This is a genomic window from Pseudobutyrivibrio xylanivorans DSM 14809 (assembly GCF_900141825.1).
GTDB classification, from domain to species: domain Bacteria; phylum Bacillota; class Clostridia; order Lachnospirales; family Lachnospiraceae; genus Pseudobutyrivibrio; species Pseudobutyrivibrio xylanivorans.
This window is the reverse complement of the sequence record NZ_FQYQ01000002.1, coordinates 132,126-150,215: the sequence shown is the minus strand read 5'-3', so window position 1 is coordinate 150,215 and position 18,090 is coordinate 132,126. Positions and strand designations below refer to the sequence as shown.

The 18,090-nt window shown below is 37.9% G+C and carries 15 protein-coding genes; 2 read left to right on the top strand and 13 right to left on the bottom strand.

Annotation, left to right across the window (positions count from 1 at the left end; all coding sequences use genetic code 11):
* Positions 1-85: 85 nt before the first annotated feature.
* The 3 genes from chvE to BUA88_RS02355 all read right to left on the bottom strand — a co-directional run bounded on the left by chvE (position 86) and on the right by BUA88_RS02355 (position 2,849).
* Entirely contained in the window at positions 86-1,225 is a 1,140-nt protein-coding gene (gene chvE, locus BUA88_RS02365; RefSeq protein WP_072912182.1) for a multiple monosaccharide ABC transporter substrate-binding protein, read from the bottom strand.
* Positions 1,226-1,831: 606 nt separating this feature from the next.
* Positions 1,832-2,137, bottom strand: coding sequence for an AzlD domain-containing protein (locus BUA88_RS02360; RefSeq protein ID WP_072912178.1), 306 nt, complete (start codon positions 2,135-2,137; stop codon positions 1,832-1,834).
* A complete protein-coding gene (locus BUA88_RS02355; RefSeq protein ID WP_242939559.1) occupies positions 2,130-2,849 on the bottom strand; it encodes an AzlC family ABC transporter permease in 720 nt (239 codons plus the stop codon). Before BUA88_RS02355 ends, BUA88_RS02360 begins: the two co-directional genes overlap by 8 nt.
* An 80-nt stretch (positions 2,850-2,929) precedes the next feature.
* Between BUA88_RS02355 and BUA88_RS02350 the strand changes: the two genes are divergently transcribed.
* On the top strand, positions 2,930-3,739 hold the full coding sequence (locus tag BUA88_RS02350) for a hypothetical protein (protein ID WP_072912171.1): 810 nt from the start codon (positions 2,930-2,932) through the stop codon (positions 3,737-3,739).
* A gap of 53 nt (positions 3,740-3,792) precedes the next feature.
* On the opposite strand, the gene ilvC is transcribed toward BUA88_RS02350, so the two are convergent.
* The 3 genes from ilvC to BUA88_RS02335 form a co-directional block, all read right to left on the bottom strand.
* On the bottom strand, positions 3,793-4,827 hold the full coding sequence (gene ilvC, locus BUA88_RS02345) for a ketol-acid reductoisomerase (protein ID WP_278335513.1): 1,035 nt from the start codon (positions 4,825-4,827) through the stop codon (positions 3,793-3,795).
* Positions 4,828-4,849: 22 nt separating this feature from the next.
* Positions 4,850-5,350: an acetolactate synthase small subunit gene (gene ilvN, locus BUA88_RS02340; RefSeq protein WP_072912164.1), complete on the bottom strand. Its 501-nt coding sequence runs from the start codon at positions 5,348-5,350 to the stop codon at positions 4,850-4,852.
* A 135-nt stretch (positions 5,351-5,485) separates the two neighbouring features.
* A complete protein-coding gene (locus tag BUA88_RS02335) occupies positions 5,486-6,142 on the bottom strand; it encodes a 4'-phosphopantetheinyl transferase family protein (protein ID WP_072912161.1) in 657 nt (218 codons plus the stop codon).
* A gap of 111 nt (positions 6,143-6,253) precedes the next feature.
* Between BUA88_RS02335 and BUA88_RS02330 the strand changes: the two genes are divergently transcribed.
* Positions 6,254-7,408, top strand: a complete 1,155-nt coding sequence (locus BUA88_RS02330) for a glycosyltransferase (RefSeq protein WP_072912158.1) — start codon at positions 6,254-6,256, stop codon at positions 7,406-7,408.
* Between the two features lie 4 nt (positions 7,409-7,412).
* On the opposite strand, the gene BUA88_RS02325 is transcribed toward BUA88_RS02330, so the two are convergent.
* The 7 genes from BUA88_RS02325 to BUA88_RS02295 form a co-directional block, all read right to left on the bottom strand.
* Positions 7,413-8,390, bottom strand: coding sequence for an aldolase catalytic domain-containing protein (locus BUA88_RS02325; protein ID WP_072912156.1), 978 nt, complete (start codon positions 8,388-8,390; stop codon positions 7,413-7,415).
* Between the two features lie 107 nt (positions 8,391-8,497).
* Positions 8,498-10,258 carry a methyl-accepting chemotaxis protein gene (locus tag BUA88_RS02320; protein ID WP_072912153.1) on the bottom strand — a complete coding sequence of 587 codons (1,761 nt, stop codon included), beginning with the start codon at positions 10,256-10,258 and terminating at the stop codon, positions 8,498-8,500.
* 212 nt (positions 10,259-10,470) lie between these two features.
* Positions 10,471-12,195, bottom strand: coding sequence for a methyl-accepting chemotaxis protein (locus BUA88_RS02315; protein WP_072912150.1), 1,725 nt, complete (start codon positions 12,193-12,195; stop codon positions 10,471-10,473).
* A 12-nt stretch (positions 12,196-12,207) separates the two neighbouring features.
* Complete coding sequence (locus BUA88_RS02310) at positions 12,208-13,635, bottom strand: extracellular solute-binding protein (protein WP_072912145.1); 1,428 nt, start codon at positions 13,633-13,635, stop codon at positions 12,208-12,210.
* Positions 13,636-13,766: 131 nt separating this feature from the next.
* A complete protein-coding gene (locus BUA88_RS02305; protein ID WP_015549538.1) occupies positions 13,767-14,777 on the bottom strand; it encodes a GGGtGRT protein in 1,011 nt (336 codons plus the stop codon).
* Positions 14,778-14,798: 21 nt separating this feature from the next.
* Positions 14,799-15,491: an iron-sulfur cluster assembly scaffold protein gene (locus BUA88_RS02300; RefSeq protein ID WP_015549537.1), complete on the bottom strand. Its 693-nt coding sequence runs from the start codon at positions 15,489-15,491 to the stop codon at positions 14,799-14,801.
* 203 nt (positions 15,492-15,694) lie between these two features.
* Positions 15,695-18,076: an HD-GYP domain-containing protein gene (locus tag BUA88_RS02295; RefSeq protein WP_072912142.1), complete on the bottom strand. Its 2,382-nt coding sequence runs from the start codon at positions 18,074-18,076 to the stop codon at positions 15,695-15,697.
* Positions 18,077-18,090: the final 14 nt, after the last annotated feature.

Below are 18,090 nucleotides of genomic sequence, written 5' to 3'. Positions count from 1 at the left end.
CTTCTTATAAAAACACCCCATCAGGCTTCCCCTTGAGGGGAAGCTGTCAGCGGAGCTGACTGATGAGGTGTAAATGATTTACTAATTAGTCTGCTAACTGCTCTTCTGTATAGTAACCACCATCTACAATGATTTCTTTGTAGTTGTCCTTATCAACTGCAACAGGTGTGCAGAGGTATGAAGGAACTACAAGCTTTCCATTGTCATACTGCTCTTTATCGTTGATTTCTGGCTCTGTGCCTTCAAGAACTGCCTGAACCATTGTTACGCACTTGTCAGCAAGGAGACGTGTATCCTTGTAGATAGACATTGTCTGAGAACCAGCAATGATGTTCTTTGTAGCCATAAGCTCAGCATCCTGGCCTGTGATAAGTGGCCAATCCTCGCCTACCTTGTAGCCTGCTCCCTCAAGAGCTGCCTTACATCCATAAGCGAAACCATCAAAAGCTGTAGCGCAGATATCTAACTTGTCGTTAGCATAGAAACCTGTAAGATAATCTTCACAGTTCTTCTGAGCACCTTCCTGAGACCATCTAAGAATACATGTATCCTCGAAAGATGTTCTGCCTGACTTACATACCAATGTTCCATTATCAAGATATGGCTGAAGAACTTCCATAAGTCCGTTGTAAAGCATTACAGCGTTGTTATCATCTGGAGAGCCCATGAAGAACTCGATTGTATAAGAATCTGTTGCATTTGCAAGATCCTTAGACTCCTCAATGTACTTACCAATTGCTGTACCAACACCCTTGTTATCGAATGTTGCATAGTAGCTAACAGCATCTGTGTCCATAAGAAGACGATCATAAGCGATAATAGGAATACCAGCTTCCTTTGCCTGTGCCTCTACGTTTACAAGAGCTGATGAATCAACAGCTGCGATAACTAAGCAATCAGCACCTGCAGCAATCATGTTTTCAATCTGAGAAACCTGAGCCTGTACATCATCCTCAGCGTACTGAAGGTCTACTTCATAGCCAAGAGCCTCAAGCTTTTCCTTCATGTTGCTACCATCATTAATCCATCTCTCAGAAGACTGTGTAGGCATTGCTACTGCGACCTTCTTTCCTGTAGAAGCTGCTGAGCCACCTTCATCTGTTGTCTCTGTAGCAGCATCTGCTGCTGTGTCGGCTGGAGCACCTGTATCAGCAGGTCCACATCCAACTGCTAATCCCATAGCCATCACCGCAGTGAGCATTAAACTAAGAACTCTTTTTTTCATTTCCTTCTCCTCCTAAAATTTGTGTTTACAGCCCAAACCCCTTGGGCATTTTTACTATATTTAGATATTATCAGCTCTCATATTTGTTTAAAATATAAAATTCTATGTTAAATCTTTGAAATTCTACACACAGAATTTTCACATATTCTTTTTCCAGTAATATAAAAATATCTGGATTTTCAATATATGGATGATATCTTATTCTGTTGAAAATAAATTCCCTAGATTTTCAATATAGCCACTTTTTCTTTCCCTATTGAAAATATATCTCCTGGATTTTCAATAGAGGCACTTTTTCTTCCTCTATTGAAAATATATCTCTTGGATTTTCAATATAGGAACTTTTTCTTCCTCTGTTGAAAATAATTTGCTCATTTTTTCAATATAAGAACATTTCTTTTCTCTGTTGAAAATTTCCACCCACATTTTTTCAATATACAAACAAATCTACTCTATATTGAAAATATCCTCTTATTTTTTTCAATATAGAAAATATACTCTTCTATATTGAAAATCCCCTCTATTTTTTTTCAATACAGAACCTAAACTCCCATATATTGAAAATCCAAAAAAGGTCCAGCCTTAAAAGCTGGACCTAAGATTTTCTTAACATAAAACTAATTCACTTATAAACACTACTGCACAGCAGATACAGGCTACCTTGAATAAACTCTGATTCAGCAGGGCTGCTATGGTGCCGCAGACAAGTGCAAATATTCCTGATATTTTACTTTGTGTGGCATCAATGATGGCTGGAAAAGTCATGACTGCAAGTGTCACATATGGCACATAATAAAGAAATGACCTTACAAAGCGATTCTTTATAGGTTTTCTAAATACTGTTACTGGGAGCACTCTGATAATGGTACTAACTATACCTGCTACCAATATATAAATGTATGTTTTAGTCATCGTCCTCTTCCTCCGGATGTGGAAATGCTATAGCAGCAATAGATGCAATAACTACTGTAAGAATAATAGTTTTAGTTCCAGAAGAAATGCCTGCAAATAGCGATACTCTCGATGCAATATAACTTAGAACAAAACTAATGATAATCAATACTGCTACAATTCTGTGCTTTCTAGCCTCAGGCATGATGCAGGCCAAAAACATTCCATACAATGCAACTGAAAATGCACTGACAAGTCTCAATGGCATCAGTTCTCCTGCAATGATTCCGCAGGAGGTTCCAAAACACCAGCCAAGAGCAGCTATAATAAAAGCTCCGTAATTATAGAAGGGCTCAATATGACCCGGTCGTTTTATCGTAATTGCGAATAATTCATCAGTCACAGTGAAGCCTACACACATTCTGTGAAGCATGGATGTCTTAGAATCAAATTTCTGGCTGAGAGCTGTGGACATAAGCAGGTATCTTGCATTTACAACTAAAGTCATAATGGCCATTTCCACATAGCTGGCCCCGGCAGCCACAACAGTGTAAACTGCATACTCTCCTGCGCTGGCATGATTCAAAAATGAATTGATAAATCCCTGCAGCGGAGTGAAATTTGCATTTCTCGCAAGAATGCCAAGAGAAAAGGCCACAGCGAAATATCCCAGTGCTATTGGAACACCGTCTTTGGTACCCTCTCTATAAGCTAATGTTTTGGTGCTAATCATAGAATTATTCATAGTTTTTTAATACTTTCATTTTCTCAAAAGTGTACAATAATAATTAAGAACACGGGGAGGCAAACAATATGAAGCCTGGAGTTTATCAAGCAACACGTAAGAATGGCACTACCTATTATCGAGGTAACATAACCTACAATGGTAAGCACATCAGCATCGGAAGCTTTAACACCGAGGCTCAATGTAATCGCGCCTATAAAGAAGCGTGGAAAATTCTAAAGGATAAAAAAATCACTTTACTTTCCTATCAGAATTCAATAAAAGAATTACCATTTGAAAAATGTGTAACTCTTATTAATTACAGGGACAATAACATTTACATTAAAAACCCTGTTTACCTTCATCGAAATTACTTTGTTTATTATTTGGACCCATCTACAGTCCTTAAATTTGATAATGATGACTTGTTCTACTACTCGACTCACAAGATACAGAACCGTGGAGGCCACATGTTTGTGAGCGATTACGGAATGCAGTACAACATTCTCAGTAGATATGGAATCAAGCCATATAGTGTAAAGGATCGTGATTATAAATTTGCCAATGGAGATGATACGGATTTACGATATTCCAATATCATTCTTGTTAACAAATATCACGGTGTCTCAAAAGAAGAAAAAAAAGGCAAGGTAAAATACGTTGCCAAAATACATCTCAATGGAGACTTTATAGTGGGAAGATATTCTTCCGAAGCAAAGGCTGCCATCGCGTACAATAAAGCCGTAGACCTTTGTAAATCACGTGGAATGACTCGCAAATTCCCTACGAATTTCGTAAGCGAATATTCACCAAGGGAATACGCAGACATTTACACAGAAATAAAAATATCTTCACATCTATACAAGTTTTTCAGAAACAAAAACTTTAGAGAAGCATAAAGATATAAAAAAAGCCACCGGTAACAAAAGCGTATCAGTGGCTTTCTTAGACTTTAGTTATTGATAAACTTCTCTTCTTCGTTGTTCCAGCTGTAAAGCTTTCTAACTTCCTCTCCAACCTTCTCTGATGGATGCTCTGATGCAAGCTTACGCATAGCATTGAAGTGTACCTGACGTCCTGCTGGTGACATATCAAGTAAGAATTCCTTAGCAAATGTTCCATCCTGAATATCTGAAAGAATCTTCTTCATAGCCTTCTTTGTGTCTTCTGTGATGATCTTTGGTCCAGTAACATAGTCACCGTACTCAGCTGTATTTGAAATAGAATATCTCATTCCTGCAAAGCCTGACTGATAGATAAGGTCAACGATAAGCTTCATCTCGTGGATACACTCGAAGTATGCATTTCTTGGATCGTAGCCTGCCTCAACAAGTGTCTCAAAACCAGCCTGCATAAGAGCACAAACACCACCACAAAGAACTGCCTGCTCACCAAAGAGGTCTGTCTCTGTCTCTGTTCTAAATGTTGTCTCAAGAACACCAGCTCTAGCTCCACCAATTCCAAGTGCGTAAGCAAGTGCAAGATCAAGAGCCTTTCCTGTAGCATCCTGCTCTACAGCAACAAGACAAGGAACACCCTTACCTGCCTGGTACTCAGAACGTACTGTGTGTCCTGGTCCCTTAGGAGCAATCATAGTAACATCAACATCTGCTGGTGGCTTGATGCAACCAAAGTGAATGTTGAAACCGTGTGCAAACATAAGCATGTTACCAGCCTCAAGGTTTGGCTCGATGTCCTTCTTGTACATATCAGCCTGCTTCTCATCATTGATAAGAATCATGATGATATCAGCCTTCTTTGCTGCTTCTGCTGCTGTGTATACTGTAAGTCCCTGCTTCTCAGCCTTAGCCCATGACTTTGAGCCCTCATAAAGACCGATAATGACATCGCATCCACTCTCCTTAAGGTTAAGTGCATGTGCATGACCCTGGCTACCATAACCAATAATAGCTATTGTCTTACCTTTCAATAATGAAAGATTGCAATCTTCTTGATAGTAAATCTTTGCTTCCTGTGACATTCTTATTATCCTCCTGTAAAAATTATATCTATAGAATTACAACATCATCGCTACCACGTGTAAGTCCTGTAAGACCTGTTCTGGCAAGCTCTAAAATATCGTAATCTCCAAGCATATCAAGGAAAGCCTCTAGCTTTCTCTGTCCACCTGTAATCTCAAGAACCATTGAGTCATGAGTTACATCAACAACCTTACCATGGAAAATCTCAACAATTGTAAGCACATCCTGTCTGTCTGTGCTTCTTGCAGAAATCTTAACAAGCATAAGCTCTCTGGTAACAGATGTACCGTGCTCAAGCACCTTTAAATCAACAACATCTGTAAGCTTTGAAACCTGCTTCTCAATCTGCTCCAAAACCATCTCATCACCATGAGTAGCAATAGTAACCCTTGTATATCTTGGGTCTGCAGTAACGCCAGCTGAAAAGCTGTCTATATTGTACCCTCTTCGTGAAAATAAGCCTGAAATACGGCTTGTGAGACCTGGTGTATTCTCAACTAAAATAGAAAGAACTTTTGTAGACTCCATAAATTATACTCCTTTTCCACTTCACTACTGTGAAGCATGAAACTAAATAGAATTCTATCACAAACAACGTATATGTCAATAATTATTTGAAATCTTATTTAAATCATATTTAAATAAAAAGGAAGTACTAGTTCTTTAGTAGTACTTCCCATCATACGGATTGTACAAGCCCATCTGAATAGGCTGTCTCTTGTCCTCATAACAAAGTGTAATGTAATAATCTCTGAACTCGAAGCCCTGCTTGGTCCATTCCACGTTGCCTTTTTCGCAATCACAGTATTCACTGTAATCCACCCACTGCAGTACCTGCATCAGCGGGCGATCCATCATCTTGCAGGTGGCTTCCTTGAAGGTCCAAACCTCAGTAAACTTCTTGTTTACCTCGCTTCTTTTTACCGATTCTAAAAGTTCTAAATCATATTTTGTAAAAAATCTCTTAACCAAATCCGGATCATATGGCCTGATTCTTTCCACATCAATACCTACCGGCTTATCTGAAATAGCTGCCACAGCAAAAAAATCTGCATGACTGATACTAAAATCAACATTCTTTGGCTGTATGAAAATTGGTTTTCCCTGAGAAGTGTTTGCATAAACGTAAGGTCTTTGAATATGATTCTCCCATAAAAGCTTTTCCAAAAGATGAGAGGCACCAAGTCGCTCACACTTTCCTTTAAGTGTCTTAGCTTCATCAACGTGCGCCCTACGCTGAGGACTAATCATGTCATACACTTCATCAAAGATAAATGGATTCTGTAGTGGTTCGCAATTGTATGCAGCCGCTTTAATCATAGATTCCCCTTTCTCTCTTTATACAAAGTATAACATAGTGGGTATAAAGTATGTTAAACTTTAAAGTAAATATGGGGAACAAATTATGAACAATTGGTGAGGTTTTTAGCTATGAACTTTCTTATCTTTGAAATGAAAACAGTATGCTACAACTCTTATCTATATTTTGGAGACTCTCTGGGCAATGCTCTTACTAGCCTTGGTCACTCAGTAGAATACTTTAAAGTCGATGAAAATCAATTGGATGATTTAGAGCAATATGTTGGTAAGCATTTTGACGCAATGATTGATTTTAATTCTGATTTACCAAGAGCTCTGATGGATGATGATTCTTATTTCTTAGATCATGTAGATGCCCCATTTTTTGATTTCATTTTGGATCATCCTTTATATCATCATGATTCCCTAAAGCATAAGCTTAAAAATTTTCATGTAGTATGTCTTGATGATAATCACAAAAAATATATCGAGAAATATTATCCTCACATTAAATCCGTTACAGTCACCCCTATGACAGGCGAACTTGCCTTTGGCAAAGAAAAAATAGACTGGGATGAATTTAATAACCGTAAATACGATATTCTGTTTTCTGGAACATATACTGCTCCAGAAAGACTTGAAACTGCTATTAATAAAATGCCAGTGCCTGTTGCTAAGACAGTCTATGAGCTGATAGAAATGCTTAAATCTGACAGCGACCTTACTATAGAAGAGGCCGTTGATACGCTATCTGAAACGGAAATCTATGATTATATAAATCTCGATAAGCCTCTGCATACTCAAACCTTCTATTTAGCTGACGCCTATGTTCGTTGTCTAAATAGAAAGAAACTTGTAGAAGCCCTGGATAAATGTGAACATGAACTGCACCTTTTTGGAGCCCTTTGGGAGGAGCTTCCACTTAAGCATGCCACCATTCACAGAGAGATTCCTTTCAATCTCACATTTACCGTATTTACGAAAGCAAAAATCTCTGTAAATATCATGCCAAATTTCAAAGCCGGAAGCCACGACAGAGTCTTCTCTTCCCAGCTAAATGGCGCCGTCACTCTCACCGACCCTACCACTTTGCTTAGAAATGAATATAAACATGGGGACAATATACTGTTCTACGACCTGAAAGATATAGATGAATCTACATTTATAGTAGACGAGAATTTAAAAGACCTGGATAAGCTCAAAAAAATAGCCCAGGCCGGTTTTGAAGTAGCATCAAAAAACCACACCTGGACTGAAATAGCAAAAAAGCTATTAAGCGCACTATAAATTATTAATCTAAATTCAGCATCTCCTGGTAGAAAGCAAAGTAATCCTTTCTGCCCTGCTTAGTAAACTCTATAGCAGTCCTTGGATGTTGATTCAAAAGACCAGTTGTAAGGTACTGCATATCGTAGCCCCATACAACTCCCTGCTCTTTTAGAGGAAGCATAAAGTCCTCTACAAACTTGATGGCATATCTTTCTTTATACTTAGGATTCTTTAAAAATCCTAAAAGAAGCTCCATTGCACAGTTTCCTGCACCACGTCCCATGCTGCAATATGTAGCATCAAGATAATCAACATTATCTCCAACTGCCTCTATGGTATTAGCGAATGCAAGCTTTTGATTATCATGAGCATGCATTCCCACACGCTTACCATATTTTGATGCGATTTCGTAGTACATATCAGCTATACGCTCTGTCTGTTCTGGATAAAGTGAACCATAACTATCTACTATATAAATACATGAAATTGGTGTCTGACAAACAATATCAAGGGCTGATTTGATATCTTCCATAGAAGCTGTAGAAATAGCCATAATATTACAGGTAGTCTCGTAGCCCTTATTATATGCGTCCTCTATCATTTGAACAGCTCCTGGAAGCTGATGAAGATATGTAGCAACTCTAATTAAATCCACAGGACTTTCAGCCTTTGGACGAATATCTTCCTTGTAATTACATCTTCCTACATCAGCCATAATAGCAAGCTTTAAATCTGTATCGTTATCACCAACGATTTTTCTAATATAATCATCAGATGAAAACTTCCAAGGACCAAATTTATCCTCATCAAACTGCTCTTTATCGGCTCTGTAGCCCATTTCCATATAGTCAACTCCAGCCTTTACATTTGTAAGATAAAGAGCCTTTGCAAATTCATCTGTAAAATAAAAATCATTTACAAGACCTCCATCACGTAAAGTTGCATCAACAACTCTGACGCTCTCTCTTACCTCTAAAAGCTTAGATATTTCTTTTTTCATTTATGTGGTCCTCCGGTTGCTTTAGTGCTTAAAAGTATTAAAGTACCTCCTAGTATAAACATACCAGGAGGCACTGTCAACAATAATATTATTAAGTTCTAAAGGGATTATACTATCTCAAACTTCTGAGTGCTAGCATTCAATTGCTTGGTTACATCATTATTCTGATCCATCGCTTCATTAATGCCCTGGATTTCACCAACGATTTCTGTTGCTGAGGCTGCTGACATACCAATAGCACTAGAGCTTTCTTCAACCGAACGAGAAATAGTTTCAATCTGTCCAGCCATCTCATTCATCACAGCATTTAGATTGTCAGCTTTTTCAGTAAAAGTAGCAAGCATATCCTCAATCATAGAAGCTGTATCTTCATATTTAGAACCAGTTTCTACAAAGGCATCATAATCAGCAAGTACATTTTCATTGATAAATTCAATAACCTGAATAGCATTATCTGAAAGTGTCTTAACAGCAGCTGTAACCTTACCAGAAATCTCCTGAATATTACCAGCTGTATCTCTAGAATTTGCTGCAAGCTTACTGATTTCATCCGCAACAACAGCAAAGCCCTTTCCAGCTTCACCAGCACGAGCTGCTTCAATAGAAGCATTTAATGCAAGTAAGTTTGTCTGACTAGCAATATCTAAAATCTCATTAGTCAAATCACTAATCTGGTTAACCTGTTCTGACTCCTTAACAGAAGCTTCAAGGACTTTAGAAAGCTCTTCCATCTTAGCTCCAGTGTTGTCCTTCTTCTCTGTAGCCTCTCTCTTGATTGCGTTAGCTGCCTCTTTAATCTCGTTGGCCTTATCAGCCCCTGCCTTTGCCTCAGTATCAATAGCGTCAGAAGCATCTCTAACCTCAAGAACCTTATCATTTAGCTCTGATGTAGTAGCCGATACATTTTGCATTGATGCTGCAAGCTCTTCCATAGCAGCAGATGTATTTGTTACATTATCAGAAGCACTCTGGATTTTAACAACCATGCTGTCTGCAGATGAGCTAAGTACTGTTGCACCATCCTTAACATCCTTAATAACACCCTGCAATGTTCCTAAAAACTGATTGATACAATCAGATATAAGTGCAAGTTCTGTTTTTGTTTTTGTGTTTATTCGGGCAGTTAAATCGCCCTTGCCCTTATTGATATTATTAATGATAGCTTGTAATTCATTTGAAATACCAAGTATAGTCTTATTAATTCTAAAAAATGAAAGTACAAAGCTAAGTATAATCAAGACAACAACCAATGCCATGACTATATATCCCTTTACAGAAACCTGAGCAATGTAACCATCCAAATAAGCGCTAAAGCCCACGCTTAGAGAATTAATTCCCTCATCAATAGCATCTAAAGCATCATTTGTTGCAACAAGGTTTGCTCCGTAATCACCAGATACACAGCCAATTGCTCCCGTAAAATCACCTGATATGATAAAGTTTTCCATAGCACCAGCTGCAGCAACAAATGCCTCTGCGCTAGCTCTGAGATTATCAACTCTCTCCTGCCCATCTGGTAGGTTTCCAACCAGTATACTAGAATCCATATAATCAAGATGAGAGCCAATATCATTCATATAACCTTCCATATCCGCAAATTCATCAGCTGGCATTTCCTTGCCTGCCTCAAATTGTCCTAATGTACGATTAATTTCAGCTGAAATACGAACTACATCTTGACGTAATGCGGCCGATTCCTGTGCGCAAATAAGTTCATTTTCACTTGCTACTTGAGCCAGTGACTTTACGCTTTGCATAGCTGATTTGGAAATCAGTGCATAAATTATAAATGCCACAAGTATAACAACATTTAAAATTATGTTTTGAAAAGTAATTGATTGGAAAAAAATGCCTTTATTTTTTGCCATTGTGCACCCCCATTTAAATTAATGCCCAATAATTCCGTTTAAAGAAATTATATACCCATACTTTTCAATTGGTTAAGAGGTGTCACAAAAAATACATATAATGTTTAAAGAATGTACAAATTCTAAGGATTTTTATGAGATAAAACATTTGATTAATCTCATTTTAAGAACTAAAAGAGCCCTTAGCAAACTAAGAGCTCCATTAACTAATATTATATTTTTTTAAATATAGCCGTTTTTTCTTCAAGTTCTTCAGCTATTCTCATATTTTCATCCATACGCTTTGTAATATTATCCATATCATATACAAGATTCTGCGTACTTTCAGCAGCTGAAGATACACCTCTTACACCATCTTCAATAGCAGAAGTAATGCTACTTATTGACTCAGCAATTTCTGTGAAGGTATCTTTAAATCCTTCCGTCTTATTTGTAAAATCTGCCATTACAGATTCTATATAATTAGCATTATCCTTATATTTTTCGCCGTCTTCTACAAATCGTTCAAATTCAGGAAGAATAGAATTTTGCATATAATCTACTAATTCATTAGCATTATCAGCAAGATTATGAACCGCATTAACTACTACAGAGTTAATCTCCTGAATATTCGCTGCTGTTTGACGGCTATTTTCAGCAAGACCTCCAATTTCATCAGCAACAACTGCAAAACCTTTTCCTGCTTCTCCTGCTCTTGCAGCCTCTATTGAAGCATTTAGTGAAAGCAGATTTGTTTGGCTTGCGATACTCATAATATCATCAGTGAGGGAATTAACCTGATCAACACTCTGGCTATCAGTTATTGCCTGATTAAGAGCTGCAAGGATATCATCAACCTTTTTATTAGTCTCATCCATATTTTCTCTTGCATTCTGCTCCATAACATCAGCATGTTCCTTCATTGTCTTTGAATATTCGTTGATTTCGCGGCTCTTGTCAGCCATCTCATCAACTTCAATTCTTACCTGTTCAGTGTTATTATTAATAGCGCCCGCACTGTTTGCAACCTCCTGCATTGTAGCAGAAAGCTCTTCAGTTAACGCCGACAAATCCGAAGCACTGTCATTGGATGTTTTAACGCTTCCCAAAACATCGTTAACAACCTTATCCATGGCTGTCGAGTTATCAGTTATCATCATAAATATACTTTGAAGACGTTCTATAAAGTCATTTATTCCCTGACTAAGCATTCCTATTTCATCGTGAGACTCGATAGTCAATCTTCTGGTCAAATCGCCTTCTCTATTATTTATTCCTTCAATAATTTCATGAAGTTCAGATTCTGCCTTAGTAACAGGCTTTAAAATTTTTCTTGCTACAACAATAACAGCGGCAATTACTGCTATCAAACTAATAATTACAATTATTAAACTCGCAAAGCTTGCAACCATATTTGCTGTAGATAAAGCCTGTCTTTGTGCATCAGACTGGGTATGAATCGCAGCTATAACATTATCTATATCCTGATTAAGCTTCTGAGCATTCTCAGCTACCTGACCATTAGCTGTGGCATAGGCATCCTTAGTTCTTTGATTAGCACTCTGAGCAAGAAGAATCATAATAGAATCCTTGAAGCTTTGAAAATCAGCTTTCATAGTCTCAAAATTTGCATCTTCATTAGCAAATTGATTTCCATACTCACTCATGACGCTGTCCAAAACCGCTTCCTCTTCTTCTATTTTCAATACCACAGACGTCATAGTCTCAAAATCTGTTGCAACAATGTGTGATAATGCAAGAGAATGAATATCCTTAGCTGTCTGGCCAATTGTATCAAGCTCTGTTATTGCCACCATATATTCATCCGCAATCTTTGTTGCTGTATGATTTACCTTGCTTAAATTAAACAGAGCCATTACATTAGAAAAAATTGATAATATTCCCAATAAAAGGACTGGGATTAAAATATATAATCTGATACTTGTTTTCTTATTCATCCTAGAGTCCTCCTATTGCTTATTTTCCTCTGAATTTTCTGTTGTAGTTTCTTCTATAATTTCCTCTGTTGTTTCTTCTGTTGTCTCTTCTGTAGCTTCTTCTACAACATCTTCAGTTGCTTCTTCTTTATTTTCTTCTGGAGCAGCTTCACCTTCTTCTGTTACCAGGTCACCAGTAGATTCCTCTCCAGTAATTTCTGTTACCATTTCATTTAAAAGAACCTGAACATCTTTACCCGAAGGATTACCCTGGCTCATAAGCGTTCCAAAGTTAGCTGCCGGATCCCAATAGGTTCCGCCAACTCTCTGCAAGCTTGAATATTCTGCCTGCTGTTGTAATGCCTGAATAGCTTTAGATTCTGCAACAGCACCTGAGCCTGACGCATTTGTATTAGATGGTCCCTGACCTCTCATTTCAAATCTTAAAGTTTGATTTTGCTCATTAGTCATCCAATCTGCAAATTTCGCTGCCCAAGCCTGATTTTTAGAATAAGAATTAACGCCTACAAGCTTATATCCTGCATAGCTGGACATCTGAACCTGCTGTCCTGCTACTGTATATGTAGGAAGCTTACATGCTGCATAATTATCACCCCAAGCTTCCTTTATTCCATTTTCATCCCAAATACCACTAACACCAGCTGCAAAGGTGCCATCAGCTGCCCCACCTACAAATCCATCATTACTCTCACATGTAAATGCTGGATTTCTACCAATTGCAGCCATAGCCTCTGCAACATCTCGACCAGTTATATTTGTGTATTTTGCATTCCAATTGCAGTAGGTAGAAATTCCGTCATCATTAAGACCAATCTCCATGTCTGTGTTTCCAAAAAACGCATACATGTACCAACCAGAATTCATCTCCATAAATACCTTTTGTCCTGCCGCACCTGCAGCTGCCAAAAGACTATCCATAGACTGAACTGCTTCATCACTTATAACAGCTTTATTATAAAAAAGGAAATATCCATTATCTGCAGTAAGAGGATAAGCATATAATGTTCCATTTACGGAAGCAGCGTCACTTGCAGCTGCTAAATTTCTACCTGAAATCTCACTGTCATTTTCAACTTTTTTAAGGACACCAGAAGCAACTAAAGCCATGAGCTGATCATCAGCAAAAGTGAATACATCTGGAGCATTTAACACATCTCCAAGTATTTCATCCTTAGCACTGGATTCACTATGAGCCTCAAAGGTAATATTGAAATTTGCCATACTACCATATTCTTTAATGAAGCCACTAATTATTTGATTAACCAGCTCTTCATCTTCATCGGCTCCCCAAACTCTTAGAGAAACATCACCCGATGGCAATCCAGTCTCTTCCTCAGGAGCTTCGGCTGTTGCTGCAGTCTCCTCCTTGGAACCACATCCTGCGAAAAGAGCTGTGATTAACAATAGAGAAACAAAAAAACTAAAAAACCTTTTGCTCATAGAAAAACCTCCTACATGCATAAATCAATTGATAACAATACAATAGCATATAAATGTTACAGAATTGTCAACAAGGGCAATAAAAAAGAGCCCTCAGGAAGCCTGAGAGCTCTTTAATAATTTAAGTATAATTAGAACTTACCAGCTGTAGCAGCTTCCTCAACTGAAACTGCAACTGCAACTGTAGCACCAACCATTGGGTTGTTACCCATACCGATAAGACCCATCATCTCAACGTGTGCAGGAACTGAAGATGAACCAGCGAACTGAGCATCTGAGTGCATACGTCCAAGAGTATCTGTCATACCATATGAAGCAGGACCTGCTGCCATGTTATCTGGGTGAAGTGTACGTCCTGTACCACCACCTGAAGCAACTGAGAAGTACTTCTTACCAAGGTCTACGCACTCCTTCTTGTATGTACCAGCTACTGGATGCTGGAAACGTGTAGGGTTTGTAGAGTTACCTGTGATAGAAACACCAACGTTCTCGTGGTGCATGATAGCAACACCTTCCTGAACATCATCAGCGCCGTAGCACTTAACTGTTGCACGAAGACCATTTGAGTATGCCTTCTCAGAAACGATGTTAAGCTTTGCTTCCTTATAATCGTACTTTGTCTCAACAAATGTGAAACCGTTGATACGTGAGATAATCTGTGCAGCGTCCTTACCAAGACCGTTAAGGATAACACGAAGAGGCTTCTGACGAACCTTGTTAGCCTTCTCAGCGATACCGATAGCACCCTCAGCTGCAGCGAATGACTCGTGACCTGCGAGGAAGCAGAAGCACTCTGTCTCCTCCTCAAGGAGCATCTTACCAAGGTTACCATGGCCAAGACCTACCTTACGGTGATCAGCTACAGAACCAGGGATACAGAAAGCCTGAAGACCCTCTCCGATTGCAGCAGCTGCATCAGCAGCCTTACGGCAATCCTTCTTAATTGCGATTGCAGCACCTACAGTGTAAGCCCAGCAAGCGTTCTCGAAGCAGATAGGCTGAATCTTCTTAACCTGCTCGTATACATCAAGACCAGCGTCCTTTGTAATCTTCTCAGCTTCTTCGATTGAGCTGATACCATACTTATTAAGAACAGCATTGATCTGATCAATTCTTCTCTCATATGATTCAAATAAAGACATTATTGTTTCTCCTTTCTATAATTATTCCTGACGTGGATCGATAATCTTAACAGCATCGTCAACACGACCGTACTGGCCCTTTGCCTTCTCCCATGCTGTGTTAGGATCATCACCCTTCTTAATGAAGTCTGTCATCTTTCCAAGAGAAACAAACTGGTAACCGATAACTTCGTTATCAGCATCAAGTGCGATACCTGTTACATAGCCTTCAGCCATCTCAAGGTAACGAACACCCTTTTCCTTTGTTGCGTACATTGTACCAACCTGTGAACGAAGACCCTTTCCAAGATCCTCAAGACCAGCACCAACTGCAAGTCCGTCATCAGAGAATGCAGACTGTGTACGTCCGTAAACGATCTGAAGGAAAAGCTCTCTCATAGCTGTATTGATAGCATCACAAACAAGGTCTGTATTAAGAGCCTCAAGGATTGTCTTTCCCTGAAGGATCTCTGCTGCCATAGCAGCTGAATGTGTCATACCTGAGCAACCAATTGTCTCAACAAGAGCTTCCTCAATAACACCATTCTTAACATTTAAAGATAATTTGCAGGCACCCTGCTGTGGAGCACACCAGCCTACACCGTGTGTGAAACCGCTAATATCAGAAATCTGCTTAGCGTGTACCCATTTTCCCTCTTCAGGGATAGGAGCTGGTTCATGCTTTGCGCCCTTAGCTACAGGACACATGTTTTCTACTTCTTTTGTGTAAATCATTGTAGAACTCCTTTCTTCGTTCGATTAATGACCATTAAAATGTAATTGCTACTTACATTAATGACATAATTTAAAACGTGCTTATAAACATAAGCGCGCTATCGAGAATATTTTCTCATTTTTTGTTTATTTAGTAAAGTATTCTTTTGAACTTTTTGTTAAAAATTTGACTAAGAGTTATGCATAGAACCTAACTCATCATTCTATTCATAAATTCTAATGTCCGTAATGGCACATTGGTCACCTGTAATAGAAAAATATAGTTTTTCTGGCATAAGAAGAAACATAGTTTTATTCTTGATTTTAAAATCAGAATTTTCAATGGCCATCTCCAGAGTGTCGCCAGATATTCTAAATGAAATATGGCATTCCATTCCCTTTTTATTTTTCTCTTTCCAAGTATCCCAATTCTTAAATTCCCTAGTTTTTTTAACTGTAGGATCATTGGTAGCAAGTGTTGAATCACTCTTTAGTTCACCATTCATTTGAATAAGAGCATATTCCAAATAATTTTCCCCATCAACCTTGCCATCATCTGAAGAGTACACGACTATAAAAGGGCAATTCCAAATGAAATTTGCCATTGGAAGGCTCATTGTATGGAATTCACAATTCAATCCATCCGTTATAAGAGTACCAACAGACGATGCCGAACGGAAACGATCAATCTGAAGATTAGGTAAATCTCCTTCAAGTCTGTTAATGTAATTGTTGGCTGGAGCAATTCGTGTGAACTGATCATCTGTAAATATCTCTTCTGTACGTTCTATATTTATGTTACTAATATTACAATATTCACCTGTGATGCCTATATAGGCGTACTTTGAATTCTCAGGTAAAGCCATAATAACATCTATAACTTCAGAATCACTTGATATGCTTATCTTTAGATGATCCCCACATTTAGCTGCAGTCATCTCATAGGCAGCACCGTAAAACTCCGAAATGCTTCCACCTTTTTGAGAAATTGTAACTTCCATGTTCTTAGCCTTAGTGGAATTATAGTGCCCATTAAACCAAATCTCCCCAAATTCTAAATACCCAAACGCGCTTATACTCTTCTCATCAGAATGGATTCTTCCATCGTAAGCATCAAAAACAATAATTGATGGTGCCGAAAATCCCGTTGGCGAATCGCTATTAAGGCTCCATTCAAAACCGATTTTTGTAAACTTATCATCAATAAGAATTCCCTTTGTAACATTACTTCTATATTCATTAACAGAGAAGTATTCATCAGGCTTATTATCTATATCTTCCACATTTTCACGTAACTTATAGTCCTTATCGCTGTCAATAAGACTAATCATAATAGCTGCAAAACGTGGATCAAATGTTGTTCCTGATTTTTTTAGAAATTCTTCTCTAACAATCACTTGAGGATACGCATCCCTGTCACTTTTTCTTGAAGTCATATTGTCATAATAATCTGCAACAGCAATTATTCTGGCTATCTCTGGAATCTCATCACCTTTTAAATGGTCAGGATACCCACTTCCATCATATCTTTCATGATGATAATGTGCTCCATCCTTTAAGAAAGGATATTCAGTAATATTAGAAAGAATATCTGCACCAATAACCGTCTTTCTTCGATAGATTTTTAATTCTTCATCATTTAAATCCTTGCCCTTACTAACAATGGATTCTGGAAGTCCAACCTTTCCAATATCATGTAACAGTGCAGCATAATATATTTCATCACATTCTTTGTCACTTTTACCGCAGGTTTTAGCAATAGCTTTTGCATAATTTGCAACACGATCCGAATGACCTAATGTATATACATCCTTAGCCTCAATAGCCCCCATGAAAGCAGATGATGTCTGATAGAAAAGACGTTGCATACTCTCCTGCTCTTTTTTCAAAAAGTCAATCTCGCTACGCTTGCCCTCCTCCATTTCTCGATTAAGCTTAAATAAAGCTACTATGTAAATAAATATGCAAGTAATAATAATTCCTATATTGGTCATTGATGTTCCCGCTATAAATAATTGAGCAATTGAGCAGATTAAAGGAACAACAATAAAAAGCGTATTTGAAAGATTAATTATCCAATCTAAATATCTTTTATATTTTATAATTGCAGTCAATTGAATCAAAGGCACGAAGAATGGGAAAATATAACTTATAATATATCCCGGTCCTCTGCTGTAAATATTATTTGAATCAAATGTATAATATATTCCTGATAAGCCACAGAAAATACAAAGTATAATTCCAATAATCATAAATATCGTGCAAAAATCCAGTCGTAGCGGAGTCTTCTTCATCTTTCCTTCATTCTTATATAAATCAATAAGATATAGATTGAATGCCAATACAATAACATCAGTAAATAGGTAATCCATGAAAATAGAAAGACGATGCATGAAAAAACCTAATTGGGATATATCACCATTGTAGAAGTATGAAAGTCTATCAGAATAAAGCAAAGTCATTGCGCTTAATTCCAGAAACAGCAGCACAATTCTTCTGCTTAATGGCAAAGCTCTAGCTACAACAACAAAAATTGCTATTGTTCCGCATATACTGCTTAGAGCCAGCATCAGATCCAATTGATGTTTGATAAAAAATTCTAACATCCTTCTTTCATCCT

Coding starts and splice junctions, on each gene's coding strand:
- ilvN (WP_072912164.1), bottom strand. CDS start 5,350: ATGGAGTCTACAAAAGTTCTTTCTATTTTAGTTGAGAATACACCAGGT.
- BUA88_RS02300 (WP_015549537.1), bottom strand. CDS start 15,491: ATGATTTACACAAAAGAAGTAGAAAACATGTGTCCTGTAGCTAAGGGC.
- BUA88_RS02330 (WP_072912158.1), top strand. CDS start 6,254: ATGAACTTTCTTATCTTTGAAATGAAAACAGTATGCTACAACTCTTAT.
- BUA88_RS02350 (WP_072912171.1), top strand. CDS start 2,930: ATGAAGCCTGGAGTTTATCAAGCAACACGTAAGAATGGCACTACCTAT.
- BUA88_RS02355 (WP_242939559.1), bottom strand. CDS start 2,849: ATGATTAGCACCAAAACATTAGCTTATAGAGAGGGTACCAAAGACGGT.
- BUA88_RS02315 (WP_072912150.1), bottom strand. CDS start 12,195: ATGAATAAGAAAACAAGTATCAGATTATATATTTTAATCCCAGTCCTT.
- BUA88_RS02360 (WP_072912178.1), bottom strand. CDS start 2,137: ATGACTAAAACATACATTTATATATTGGTAGCAGGTATAGTTAGTACC.
- BUA88_RS02305 (WP_015549538.1), bottom strand. CDS start 14,777: ATGTCTTTATTTGAATCATATGAGAGAAGAATTGATCAGATCAATGCT.
- BUA88_RS02295 (WP_072912142.1), bottom strand. CDS start 18,076: ATGTTAGAATTTTTTATCAAACATCAATTGGATCTGATGCTGGCTCTA.
- chvE (WP_072912182.1), bottom strand. CDS start 1,225: ATGAAAAAAAGAGTTCTTAGTTTAATGCTCACTGCGGTGATGGCTATG.
- BUA88_RS02310 (WP_072912145.1), bottom strand. CDS start 13,635: ATGAGCAAAAGGTTTTTTAGTTTTTTTGTTTCTCTATTGTTAATCACA.
- BUA88_RS02320 (WP_072912153.1), bottom strand. CDS start 10,258: ATGGCAAAAAATAAAGGCATTTTTTTCCAATCAATTACTTTTCAAAAC.
- BUA88_RS02325 (WP_072912156.1), bottom strand. CDS start 8,390: ATGAAAAAAGAAATATCTAAGCTTTTAGAGGTAAGAGAGAGCGTCAGA.
- BUA88_RS02335 (WP_072912161.1), bottom strand. CDS start 6,142: ATGATTAAAGCGGCTGCATACAATTGCGAACCACTACAGAATCCATTT.